This window comes from Komagataeibacter europaeus, assembly GCF_002173515.1.
Lineage (GTDB): Bacteria > Pseudomonadota > Alphaproteobacteria > Acetobacterales > Acetobacteraceae > Komagataeibacter > Komagataeibacter europaeus.
On record NZ_CP021467.1, the window covers coordinates 2,783,834 to 2,795,956 of the forward strand.

The window sequence follows — 12,123 nt, forward strand, 5'->3', positions numbered from 1 at the left end:
ACTGCGCAGTTGTGGCGGACGTAGCTCAGTTGGTAGAGCGCCGGTTTGTGGTACCGGTCGTCGCGGGTTCGATTCCCGTCGTTCGCCCCAACCCTTTTCCAGACAATATCAAATACGATATCTGGCGGCAGGTTGCTTCAACCGGGCCGTGCGAACGTATGTTTCAGCCCCGTCCCCAGCGGCACGGGCGAAAGCCCCAGCAGCGTGCGCATGGGCGTAATGTCGAAAATCTTGTCTTCCATCAGGCGCCGTACTTCGGCTGGCGCAATGGGCGGCAGGCCGGGCAGGTGGATTCGCGCCGCCGCCATCAGCAGCCAGCCGGGGACGGATGCAACAGGCCGGGGGCGTAGCCCCGCCGCGATCGCGACATGGCGGGTGAAATCACGATAGGTAAGCTGATCGCCGCCCGCAATGACCAGGCTGTGCGGCCCATCCCATGGATGGTCCAGGGCGGCAAGGATGGCGCGGGTCACATCATCCTGCCATATGGGCTGGATGCGTGACGTGCCACCACCGGGCAGCGGCAGGATGGGCAGGCGGCGCATGAGGGCGGCAAGGCGCTGCACATTATCCTCCCCCGTCGCGCCATAGATCATGGTCGGGTGCAGCAGCACGCCATGGCGGCCTGACCGGGCAAAGGCCCGTGCGCCTTCCATCACGCCACGCGCATGCGCGTCGGGCCAGCGGGTGAAGATACGGGTGCTGCCCAGCGCCACGATCCGGGCCCGTGGCGGGGCCGCCGCCAGCACGGCGGGCAGATGGCGGGCATGGGCGGTCAGGACGATGGATGTGGCATCAGCCAGCGCCGCGCGCAGGCGGCCGGTATCATCGCACAGGTCAGCCACACGGGCCGGATACGCCATGCCCGTCGCCTGCCACCGGGACAGGCTGCGCATGACGGGCATAACGGGCCGCCCGGCAGCCTTCAGCGCATGGCACAGCGCCAGTCCCGACCGGCCGGTCGCGCCAATGACATGCACCGGCCCGGCATCGGTCATCAGGGGGTGGAAATGGTCAGGCCCAGCGGGGCGGCGACCGACGGATCCCCTGCCATGGACAGGGCAACGCCCAGCATCATCAGGTTGACCGGCTTCATCGGGCGCAGGGCGATCTGCAGCGGATGGTCCTGGGGCGACTGCAGGAAGCGGCCCATGGCGCGCATCGAGGCATCATCGGACGTGCTGAGCGTGGACAGCAGGTTCTGCCGGTAGGTGTCCACATCCATGTCACGGCTTTTGGCCAGGCCGGCCACGACGTGATTGGCCAGCGACAGGTCGTCCCACGTCATGGCGGCGGAGACGATCCGCGCGGTTTCGGGAATGATGGCCATGTCGTCAAACGGGATCTGGTCCAGTTCGGACACCATGGTCAGGTTGCCCATGTCGGGGGATTCGATGGTCAGCGGTTCCAGATGCACACGGCCCGCGCTGCGGTCGCTGGTGCTGTTGGCGTGGATGTTGCCGCTGAAATGATCATAGCCGAAGGCGTTGAGGATGGACGGGTTGTCCGTGCCGGTGGCCCACAGGGTCAGGTGGTCCAGCTTCGTATCCATCTTGTCTTCGGTTTCGGTGGAAAAGCGCGACGTGGTGACGTGGTCGATCTGCAGCATGGGATGGGTGCTGTCGATTTCCACCTTCTTCAGGTCCATCGTCTGCGGATGGCGTTCATGGACCAGATGCCCCGACTGGATCAGGCTGGCGACCTCGCTGGCGAAATCCGGGCCGTCCACCACGATATGCTCGACGGAAATGCGGCGCGTGGGTGTCAGGTTGATCTGCGTGGCCAGCCGGTCAAGGTCCAGATGCGACGAACGGCCCATGCCGTACTGGCTGACGGTCATGCGCCCGATGGTCACGTCCGTCTGGCTGGCGGGAATGGCCAGGTGCATGTTGGTGAACGCCCCTTTGTCCAGCACCAGGGAATCGAAACCCAGCGGGCGGGCCATGCCGCCCGCCGCGCGCGCGGTGTTGGGCAGGACGAGGTTGCTCAGTTCCACCTGGTCCAGCGATATGGTGTTGGAGGTGGTCATGACCTTCACGTTGCGCAGTACCAGGCTGCCGATCTTCTCCCCCTGCACGTTATTGCCGGTCAGCCCGCCCAGCCGCACGTCGGCCGCGATCAGCGTCATGGCGGGGTTGTGGTAGGTGACGGCGGTGAAATGCGCCCCCCGCGCCAGCGTGCGCGGCCGCGCCGTGGCGTAGCTGAACGTGGCGTCGGGCCCGATGGAGGCCCGGAAGTCGGCAATGCCGGCCTCCAGCCTGCGTTGGGCAAAGTGGTGCACCCCCCAGCTGCCAACCAGCAGCACAAGTATAAGCAGGGGAATGGCGGGATAGAGTTTCTTCACGAGCCTGATATCCGTAATGACCTTGAACTGAGTGCTATCGCATTCCAGCCCCCTTGGGCAATCGCCAGTGGCGGGAGAGTGGCCGAAAGATATGCGGTATCATGATACCACATGCGTTTTTTTAGCGGAAAAATGCCGCCTGTACGGGATTATGTGCTTGACGTTGGTGTCCCGTACGGATGATAACGCGCCACCTGTTACCGCTACATTACTGGACGGAACACTGAATCCATGAAGACCACACTTTCGCTGAAACCCGCAGAGGTGACGCGTGGCTGGACCCTGATCGACGCCGAGGGCCTCGTCCTGGGCCGCCTGGCGACCATCATCGCCCAGCGCCTGCGCGGCAAGCACAAGCCCCAGTTCACCCCCCATGTTGATTGCGGCGACAACATTGTCGTCATCAACGCCGAGAAGGTTCGCCTGACCGGCAACAAGGTGGACCAGAAGCTGTTCCACTATCACACCGGCTATCCCGGTGGGATCAAGGAACGCACCATCACCCAGCGTCTGACCGGCAAGAACCCCGGTGATGTCGTGCGCAAGGCTGTCGAGCGCATGATCACCCGTGGCCCGCTGCAGCGCGCACAGATGAAGCACCTGTATGTCTATGCCGGTAGCGAACATCCGCACGAAGGGCAGAAGCCGCAGGTTCTCGACGTTGCGTCAATGAACCGCAAGAACGCCGTGAACACCCAGAAGGTCGGGGGCTGAACAACATGTCCGAAACCCAAGAACGTACAGGCACGCTGGCCGACCTCAAGGAAGCGGTTGCTTCCGGCCAGGTCACCTCTTCGCAGGAAGCCGCACCCGTTTACGAAGCCAAGCGTGATGCGCAGGGCCGTGCCTATGCCACCGGCCGCCGTAAGGACGCCGTGGCCCGCGTGTGGATCAAGCCGGGCAAGGGCGACATCATCGTCAATGGCCGTCCGGTCGGCACCTATTTCGCACGCCCCGTGCTGCGCATGCTGATCACCCAGCCGTTCCTGGTTGCTGATCGCTACAACCAGTTTGACGTGTACTGCACCGTTGTCGGTGGCGGTCTGTCCGGTCAGGCTGGTGCGGTCCGTCATGGCATCAGCCGTGCGCTGACCCATTATGAACCCGCGCTGCGCAGCATCCTGAAGGCTGCTGGCTTCCTGACGCGCGATTCGCGTGTTGTTGAACGTAAGAAGTACGGTCGCGCCAAGGCCCGTCGTTCCTTCCAGTTCAGCAAGCGCTGATCCTGCTTTTCCCGTGGCGTGCCACGGGATACGGGTTTTGCAACGGGGTCGGTCCAGCAATGGGCCGGCCCCGTTGTGCATCAGCCGTGCCGGGTCCGCGCGGTATCAGTCAAAGGGGTTGGCGACTTTGGCCGGCTTGCGGGGGGGCAGGGCATCAGGCAGGTCCTTTTGTGCTTCCAGGGTCGCCACGACCTGCTGCATGAACGCCAGCAGCGCGCGCGCGCGTTCCAGCCCGGTCCTGTCACGGCTCAGATCCGTCTGGCCGTAAAAGGCAATGCTGTCGGTGCCGTTTTCCACCGTCATGCCGCCAATGGTGCGGCTGGCACTGTTGTCGGCAAAGGGGACCAGCGCGTCGGTGGCGGTCGGGTGATGGGCGGTCATGATCTGTCTCCTGCGAAAAGAAAGGGGCCGGTCACCACCGGTAATAGATATGCCGGCTGCGGCGGCGGTGGTAACGGGTCGCCCTGTGTGTGCGGGTGTGCGTGCGGGCGCGTGTCGTGCCTGTCGTGCCCAATGGCAGTGCCACGCAGGTCTGCTTCAGGCGTGCGGGCAGGGCGGGAAAGGGGTCGATTCCGGTAACATGCGTCAGTTCCGCCACGCTGACATGACTGCAGCCGGGCGCGCGGGCGACATTATGGCATACGTAAACCCCCGTCTGTTCACGGCGCGGGTCGTATATGGCCTTCCATGTCGAGGTCGGCACCAGCACGCGATCCGTCCCGATGGCCGACAGGGTGGCGCCATGGAAGGCGGGGCCGGTCACGACATACAGTTCCCCTTCACGCAGGGTCAGCCTGCGCACGGCCGATTCGATTTCCTCCCACCTGCCCCGGTTCAGTGCGGCGCGTTGCGGTACGATATTGGACAGCAGGAAGGTCTCTTCCTGTGTCTGTTCGTCGGGCATGTCGCCCGATGGGCTCATATGTCCCCGGTCAAAGCCGGATCGGACATAATCCTCCAGCTCCGCACGTTCACCTGGCGCAATGCGCGGATCGGGATGAAAATCCCCCCGACGCGGGGTGGACATGGCCGCGCGAATCATGGCGGTATCAAGATGTTCCGCCGACCACAGGGGTTCATGTGCCAGGCCGGAATACAGCACGGCATAGCGGGCATTGCACAGTAGCTGTGTCCGGGGCGACAGCTTTGCGTTGTCCAGCGTTGGTAACTGCTGTCCCGCGCCCAGTTCCGCGCACCCTTCGGCGTGGGCGGCATGAGGCGGGCACAGGGTCACAAGCCAGACCAGAAGGGGCAGGACATACCGTGTCATGCGAAAGGCAGGGCAATGTCGGGACACGGTCTGGCGTTATCCATCTGTTCTGGTAAAACGGGACCTATCCATGAAACATCTGATGGGGCAGGGCAATGGCCGAGCAACCTGATTCAGGAAATCCCGGTCCGCAGGACTCCTTCGTCCTGCATCGTCGTGAACTGCCCCCCACGCGGCGCGAGCGTATGCTGCGCATTGGCCTGCGTGTGGTAACGGTCGTGTTGCTGGCGGCGGCGCTGATCGACCTTGTCATGCAGCTTGCCGGACATGGTCGTTAAGGAACTGGAACGACAGCCTGCGCATTATAAAGAAGTTTCTGGTAAGGAATATGTTCTGAGAACACGAAGTGATATTCTGTTCCTGGATGATAAATTTATTGATTTCTATATTAAAAATCAGGTGCCTTCTGCGGCGCGCGTTTCGCAGCCTGAAGCGGCGTATCCTGATTTCAGAATTCTTTAAGCTTGATCCGTATATGTTCGAAATCCTGCCTTTTCATTATAGCGACTGGTTCCATTTTGGCCTGACTGAAGATGTGCTGCCTGATAATATAATGGACGCAAGGTATTGCGAAATAAATCCATACCAGAAATCGATAGACTATTGAGAAAATAAATTTTTCAGAATTGATGCTGTATTATCATGATGACCATACATGCATAAATTAACCTATTGGTATTCAGGATAATAACTTCCCGATTGCCGACACCACTGAAGTGCGGACATATTTTAAGAAATATGAACATGTGGGCAATGATAGATATATTTATTCTATATGCATACTGTATGTTATGTGAAAGAAAATAATAAACAATAATAATAAAATTAATTATGAATTTATTTCATAAAAAGATATATTAATAGTTAAAGTCGAATTTTATCAGAATGGTATATAAATAAATTGACAATACCGGATAATATTATTGTAAAATTATTTATTAATTCCATTGTGGTATTTTTAAAAAATAAAACGTAGAAACTAAAAGAAACGCCTAAGTATTTTTCAGGGGTTCCAAGTTCACACTAACAAGACATATAGGGGAATCTATATTCCCAATCGACACGGATAACGTAAAGATCCGGCTGTTATCCTTCCCCTGATCGCCAGGGACGTTATGCGCCTTGAACGCGTATAACGCTCTTTCTGAGCGTGAAGTATGCGAAAGGTCGTTTCGCGCCCTTTCGCCATGGCATCCTCAAAGGTTTTCCCACAGACTTGGTACCGTCTTGGCAGACTTTTCGCTTCCATTTCCTGTCTGGTATACGTCAGTTTAACTGTCTGTCCGTCGCCTCCGAAATGGCGACGACAAGGTGTTTACCCCGACACGATCTGTCCTGACCGGCTGACATGCGGTACGCGGGGCCAGCAGATAGCAGCCCGACACCAGTCCCTGCTGCGCCTGAACCAGCAGAAACAGCCGCTCCCATAAGCCAGTCTTTTCCTGCCATTATCCGGTAGCGAATGATCTGTATGATTTGTGCTGATGGAAGCCATGTCTGTCGATCATGGCTTCTTTTTTTTGCCCGAATATTTTAGATGACTCTTAACAAAATATGACTACAGACACGCTTGTCAACTGGTACAGGCTGATCATCTTCAGTCTTCTCATGGTGCCTGAAACAGTTTTGTGGTCCCGGATCAAGGAATCCTGCGGTTAAAAAACGTTTTTTCCTTAACCGACCTGCATCATAGGGTTTGCATATTACCTGTCATATATCCTAAAAATACTGAAAGGTTTCCAATCTGATCCAGAAATATTATGAAAAATTTGGCATTATGAAAAAAAACGGGCTGCTTCTGAAGATTTCTGTCGGGGTTTCGACGGTCATCCTGGCTTTGACGGACACGTGTGTTGTTGCCGTGGCGGACGATGTCTCTGGCACGGAGAACTTTACCCTTGCGCCAGGTGAATCCCTGGTGGTCGATGATGACAAGGCGCTGTCGATCAAGAAACCGACCGATATATCTGTTGATATCGGTGCGGGGGCAAAGGTTGTCGGGTCTGATGATGGTATCCACGGTGGCAATGCGACTGCCGGCACCGTGACCATCACCAATAGTGGCACCATTGAAAGTACGCAGGGTGGCCAGGGGATCGACCTGAATGATTTTGTCGGGTCCGATAACAAGACGACCATTACCAACAATGCAGGTGGCCTGATCAAGGCAGACGATGCCGATGGCATCCGCCCGGGTGCGAACGCCACGGTGGTGAATGCGGGCACGATCTATTCCGATGGTGCGCTGGGCGACAGCCATGATGGCGTCGATTTCCAGGAAGCGCCGACCGGCACTGTCATCAACCAGGCCGGGGGACTGATCTCCGGCGAACGCCACGGTATCACGACCGATGGGTACGTGGATGTCTATAACGCCGCGGGGGCGACGATCATAGGCCGCAATGGTTCGGGCGTCGGGTCCGATGGCACCGGCAAGGTTGTCAATTACGGCACCATCATTGGCGGTTACAACGGATCGGGCACCGGCGATGGAGATGGCGTGGATATCGACGGTTATGCCACCGTTGACAACTACGGAACCATCAAGGCTGAAGGCGCCGCGGGTGTTGATAAGAGCGGCAGCCTCAATGTATCCGAAGCACTGACCCTGACCGGTGGCGGCACCATCATAAATGAGAAAGACGCCGTCATCAGTTCTGTTCAGGTCGGGGTGACCCTGTGCTGTACTCTCTCGCCTTTCGTCGCCTACAATTACGGGACGATCCACGGCACGGACATTGGCGTCAGCGCCATGAGCACAACTACTTTATACAATTATGGTAGTATAACCGGCGATTATCATGCTTTCGAGACATATGTCGGCCCGGCGAACATTGCGCTCTACAATTACGGAACGATAAGCAGCCCGCAGCAGGATGCCCTGTTCATGGGGCCGGACAGCAAATACGATATCTATATGTATGCCGGTTCGAAAATCCACGGGAATATCGAAAGTTATGGTGCGGTCACATTCCATAACGATGCCGATTACACGATGGCCAATACCCTTATCGGTAGCGGCAGCCTTACGAAAGCCGGGTCCGGCCTGCTGGATTATACCGGTGACGGTTCGGGTTACAGCGGGCAGGCCGATGTCACGGCCGGGACGCTGGCAGTTGACGGCAATCTGGCCTCTGCCCCGGTGACGGTCGAATCAGGTGCAATGCTGGAAGGTGGCGGCCAGGTCGGCAGCGTTGTTGTCGATCAGGGCGCGGTCCTGCAGGGTGGCCGGAACGGGACGGGCACGCTGTCGGTGAATGGAGACCTGCAGCAGCAGGCAGGTTCGGCTCTGGTGGCCAATGGCGGGCATGTGTCGGTTACGGGTAGCGCGACAATCGCGCAGGGCGCGCAACTGGTCATGTCGCAGGGCGTTCTGGGCGGCCTGCGGAATGCAGGGACGGACGGGTACCGGGTACTCAGCGCGGCGAAGGGCGTGAGCGGAACCTATGCACTGCTGGGCGATACGCAGGTTTCGTCTTTTGAATCCATAATAGACGCATATGACGCCAATGATGTCTATCTGCGCACCGAACAGACCCGTGCCTTTACCGACGTGGCGGTGACACGCAACCAGATGGCCACCGCCGGGGCACTGGATGCATTGGCGAGTAGCGGCATCGCCAGTGCGGTCGGGCTTGTCGGTAGCGATGCGCAGGCACGGCAGGCGCTGAATGCGACATCGGGTGAAATCCATGCCTCAGCCCGAACCGCACTGATCCAGGACAGCTTCTACCTGCGTAACGCGGCAATCGACCGTCTGCGTGGCGCGGCATGTGATCCGGGGGCGGGACCGCAATCGACCGCCAACCTGCATGGTCGCCGCACCGATGGCACATGTCAGCAGGAGCACGCCGCGTTGTGGGGTGAAGCCTATGGCGGATGGGGTCACAATTCAGGCGATGGAAACGCCGCAGGCATGCATCACAGTGTCGGTGGCTTCATCCTGGGTGCGGATACCCCGGTATTCGGTACGTGGCGTGTTGGCGGACTGGTCAGCTATGGCCATTCGGCCTTTGACGTCGGCGGGCGCGATTCCTCGGGCCACAGCAACACCGTGTCGGTGGGTGGTTACGCGGGCACGCACTGGGGGCGGCTGGCGCTGCGGATCGGGGCGACATATTCGTGGGATATGCTGGGCATGAACCGGCAGGTGGCGTTCGCGGGATATTCCTCACGTGAAAGCAGTGCCTACATGGGGGGCACGGCACAGGGATTTGGCGATCTTGGTTATCGCTTCAATGCAGGCCTGGTCGCACTGGAGCCGTTCGCCAACGTCGCCTATGTCAACCTGCATACCGACGGGTTCCACGAACATGGTGGCACTGCCGCGCTGGTGGGGCGCGCGATGGACACCGGCACCACTTATTCCACCTTCGGACTACGGATGTCATCAAGCCTGCGGGCCGGGGCGGTCATGCTGGTGCCTAACGCCAGCTTTGCCTATCGTCATGCCTTTGGTGAGCTGACGCCCACCACGCGGGAATATTTCGCGCAAGGTGGCGGGACGACATTCGATATCGCGGGCGTGCCGCTGTCTGAAAATGCAGCGGTGGTGGATGCTGGCCTGAAAGCGGTTATGAGCGACCGCATCGATGTGGGGGTATCCTATATCGGGCAGTACGGTGAACGTTCCAGGGATACTGGTATCCGTGGGAAGTTCCGCCTGAAGTTCTGATCCGGAGACTGTCTGGCCCCGACAGGGAGCGTACTTCGCCTCTCCTGATCTCGTGTGAAAGTCATGGTCTGTCAGAAGCCATGATCGTTGACGGGTTCAGGATGAGGCCCCTGTACTGGAGATTGCCGGAATACGGCGGAATTATGCGTCTATACTTGATGCAGTGACAGAAGTGCCGGAACGAGGTGTTGTGCCCGTCATGTGCGCGGCAGAGGCTGAGATCGTGTCTTGCCGTGCGGGCGAACCGCCTCAATCAAAGGCTCCCGACCAGAGGCCCGGAAGCAGCGCCGTCAGAATGGCGGCATGACATCGACCGGGTCTATCACTCTTTGTTGTCTGACTGGTCCTGCAATGAAAATATAGGCGTCCAGGCCGCAAAATAATCTCTGCAACCATTGGCATCATGATCTTTTTTTTGTAACCATATATTTGAAAATTAAGATTATAATTTCGGGGCGTCCCTCCATGTTCAAAAAGTTGCGCAAGAAATTAAAATTCATAATCAACATCAAAAAAGAAATTAAATATCAACATTATAAGCTTGCGCGGGTATCTTCCAATGGACTGAAGGGGTTTGCTTTCCACAGACTTGAACCTTCAACTGAAACCGGAGCAGACAAAAAGCTTAATGTCGCATTTTTTGGGCCCTGTGCCCTTTTGCCCATAATCAATTATGCGATCAATCACGGGCATCATGTGATTCATGTGGCAATGTGCGTTGATGAAAGCCGGCAGAGCCATTTTTCTCCGCCATTGTCGGAAGTAAATCACGAAAAAGCAGAAGTGAATGTCATTGGTCTTCCACTTCGCTCGGTCATGGCTGAGGGGGCTGTGCCTTTTGATGGTTTTCAAAACGAAATATTCTGGCCACGCCTGAAAAGTGAAAGTGACCACGAAAATTATCTGAAATATTGTGTTGAATATATTTCCGATTTTGTGGATTCCATTTCTGAGCTGCTTGGTGGCAAGCCGACGTTCTTCCTGTCGTTCTGGGAGCCACGGCAGAATTTCATGGGGTCGCTCTTTCCCCATTTTGATCTGTCAAATCCGCAGTATTTTGTGATGCGGCTCAATGCTGAAATGGAACGGATCATCCGTGCCTATCCGAATACGTACCTTCTGGATGTAAACAATATTCTTAATTCAATGGGACGTTTCCGCATACAGGATGATTATGCGCGGGAACTTTCCCATGCATCGAATATATTCGATACAACGTTCGAGGATGATACCAAGCGTATCCGCAAGAGTACGCCTCTTTCCCATATATATGACGTGGATGGCCAGCCCGCTGTTTATGGGCATTGCGTGTTTAACGCCATTCGCGACAATCTTGCCATTATAAACGCAGCGGCTCCCATCAAGCTCATCATTGTGGATCTTGATGACACCATGTGGCGTGGCGTACTCGCGGATGGCGACCGCTCGCCTTATGAACGGACCGATTACTGGCCAACAGGTTTAGCGGAAGCACTGCTTGTGTACAAGGCCAGGGGTGGATTGCTGGCCATATGCAGCAAGAACGATCCCGAACTGGCCCGTGCCGAGTTCGAGCGCGTGTGGGGTGGGCGCCTCAGGCTGGATGACTTTGTATCGGTCAAGATCAATTTCCAGCCCAAATCCGAAAATATCCTTGAAATACTGGACGAGGTGAATCTTCTGCCGGCCAATGTCCTGTTCGTGGATGACAATCCGCGTGAGATTGATGAAGTTCGGTCCGTTATCCCTGATCTACGGTTCCTGAGCGAAGAACACATGGACTGGCGGCGTGCGATCCTGTTTTCGCCCAGCACGCAGGTGCCCCGGATCAGCACGGAATCCCAGCAACGCACGCAAAGCCTGCGCGCCAAGATCAATCGTGATCAGGTCCGGCAGAAAATGAGCCGCGAGGAATGGCTCCGTTCCCTTCAGATCAAACAGCGTTATGCTGTGGTACGTTCTGAAAATGACCGGAATTTTGCGCGCGCATTTGAACTGCTGAATAAGACCAACCAGTTCAACACCACAGGGCAGCGCTGGTCGCTGGACGCCATCAAGACGCTGTTTGCGCGGGGTGGATACATATTCTGTGTGTTCCTGCAGGACAAGGAAACGGATAATGGCCTGATCGGCTTGCATCTTGTACAGGAAAACAGGATTATTCAGTCCATCCTGTCATGCCGTGTGTTTGGCCTGTGTTCGGAATATGCATCCATGCATGTGCTGGCCCAGCATATCCTGAAGGAATATCCCACTGTAACCGGACACTTCATATCAACCGGGCGCAATTTCTATTGTGAGAACTATCTCGAAAAGTGTGGCTTTACCAAGGAAGCAGATGGCTTCCTGACCAGTGCGGCGCCGCCAAGCCCGCCAGAAATTACCAATGATAACAAAGTGACGTGGTAATGCGGCGTGCGCATAAGGATCAGCGCCGCATGCCGTATCTTCTTTAGATATGCACGGTTGCTGGAAAAAAGTTCTCGATGATGGATCGGGGGCATGGGGCCTGTACAGGTGGGCCTTGCGTGTGAACCGGTCCATGATCACCACAAGATAGAGAAAACCCTATCGCATAGGGATGTAGGCGCTATCAGAACATCAGACCTGACTGGATCGGTCGATGGGCAGA

Annotated in this window: 10 protein-coding genes and 1 tRNA gene; 7 read left to right on the top strand and 4 right to left on the bottom strand. The window is 56.9% G+C overall.

What is annotated here, in order from left to right:
• Positions 1-14 precede the first annotated feature (14 nt).
• Positions 15-90: transfer RNA gene (locus S101446_RS12880), tRNA-His, on the top strand.
• Positions 91-137: 47 nt separating this feature from the next.
• On the opposite strand, the gene S101446_RS12885 is transcribed toward S101446_RS12880, so the two are convergent.
• A complete protein-coding gene (locus tag S101446_RS12885; protein WP_087608513.1) occupies positions 138-998 on the bottom strand; it encodes an SDR family oxidoreductase in 861 nt (286 codons plus the stop codon).
• A complete protein-coding gene (locus S101446_RS12890; RefSeq protein WP_087608514.1) occupies positions 998-2,344 on the bottom strand; it encodes a hypothetical protein in 1,347 nt (448 codons plus the stop codon). The genes S101446_RS12885 and S101446_RS12890 overlap by 1 nt, the downstream gene beginning before the upstream one ends.
• A gap of 231 nt (positions 2,345-2,575) precedes the next feature.
• Between S101446_RS12890 and rplM the strand changes: the two genes are divergently transcribed.
• Complete coding sequence (gene rplM, locus S101446_RS12895; protein ID WP_010510192.1) at positions 2,576-3,058, top strand: 50S ribosomal protein L13; 483 nt, start codon at positions 2,576-2,578, stop codon at positions 3,056-3,058.
• Positions 3,059-3,063: 5 nt separating this feature from the next.
• Positions 3,064-3,567, top strand: a complete 504-nt coding sequence (gene rpsI / locus S101446_RS12900) for a 30S ribosomal protein S9 (protein ID WP_010510194.1) — start codon at positions 3,064-3,066, stop codon at positions 3,565-3,567.
• Between the two features lie 105 nt (positions 3,568-3,672).
• Here the strand turns inward: rpsI and S101446_RS12905 are convergent, their stop codons facing one another.
• On the bottom strand, positions 3,673-3,948 hold the full coding sequence (locus tag S101446_RS12905; protein WP_087608515.1) for a hypothetical protein: 276 nt from the start codon (positions 3,946-3,948) through the stop codon (positions 3,673-3,675).
• Between the two features lie 31 nt (positions 3,949-3,979).
• A complete protein-coding gene (locus S101446_RS12910) occupies positions 3,980-4,864 on the bottom strand; it encodes a DNA/RNA non-specific endonuclease (protein WP_408884621.1) in 885 nt (294 codons plus the stop codon).
• Between the two features lie 68 nt (positions 4,865-4,932).
• Between S101446_RS12910 and S101446_RS12915 the strand changes: the two genes are divergently transcribed.
• The 4 genes from S101446_RS12915 (at position 4,933) to S101446_RS12930 (ending at position 11,900) form a co-directional block, all read left to right on the top strand.
• On the top strand, positions 4,933-5,115 hold the full coding sequence (locus tag S101446_RS12915) for a hypothetical protein (RefSeq protein ID WP_010510200.1): 183 nt from the start codon (positions 4,933-4,935) through the stop codon (positions 5,113-5,115).
• Positions 5,105-5,299 (top strand): hypothetical protein, encoded by a 195-nt coding sequence (locus S101446_RS18425; RefSeq protein WP_244184641.1) that lies wholly within the window; start codon positions 5,105-5,107, stop codon positions 5,297-5,299. The genes S101446_RS12915 and S101446_RS18425 overlap by 11 nt, the downstream gene beginning before the upstream one ends.
• A 1,315-nt stretch (positions 5,300-6,614) precedes the next feature.
• Positions 6,615-9,512 (top strand): autotransporter outer membrane beta-barrel domain-containing protein, encoded by a 2,898-nt coding sequence (locus S101446_RS18435; protein WP_244184237.1) that lies wholly within the window; start codon positions 6,615-6,617, stop codon positions 9,510-9,512.
• 465 nt (positions 9,513-9,977) lie between these two features.
• Positions 9,978-11,900, top strand: coding sequence for an HAD-IIIC family phosphatase (locus S101446_RS12930; protein WP_244184247.1), 1,923 nt, complete (start codon positions 9,978-9,980; stop codon positions 11,898-11,900).
• Positions 11,901-12,123 lie beyond the last annotated feature (223 nt).

What these genes read in the sequence shown, in the direction of transcription:
- S101446_RS12885 (WP_087608513.1), bottom strand. Translation starts at nt 998, where the DNA reads ATGACCGATGCCGGGCCGGTGCATGTCATTGGCGCGACCGGCCGGTCG.
- rplM (WP_010510192.1), top strand. Translation starts at nt 2,576, where the DNA reads ATGAAGACCACACTTTCGCTGAAACCCGCAGAGGTGACGCGTGGCTGG.
- rpsI (WP_010510194.1), top strand. Translation starts at nt 3,064, where the DNA reads ATGTCCGAAACCCAAGAACGTACAGGCACGCTGGCCGACCTCAAGGAA.
- S101446_RS12905 (WP_087608515.1), bottom strand. Translation starts at nt 3,948, where the DNA reads ATGACCGCCCATCACCCGACCGCCACCGACGCGCTGGTCCCCTTTGCC.
- S101446_RS12915 (WP_010510200.1), top strand. Translation starts at nt 4,933, where the DNA reads ATGGCCGAGCAACCTGATTCAGGAAATCCCGGTCCGCAGGACTCCTTC.
- S101446_RS18425 (WP_244184641.1), top strand. Translation starts at nt 5,105, where the DNA reads ATGGTCGTTAAGGAACTGGAACGACAGCCTGCGCATTATAAAGAAGTT.
- S101446_RS18435 (WP_244184237.1), top strand. Translation starts at nt 6,615, where the DNA reads ATGAAAAAAAACGGGCTGCTTCTGAAGATTTCTGTCGGGGTTTCGACG.
- S101446_RS12930 (WP_244184247.1), top strand. Translation starts at nt 9,978, where the DNA reads ATGTTCAAAAAGTTGCGCAAGAAATTAAAATTCATAATCAACATCAAA.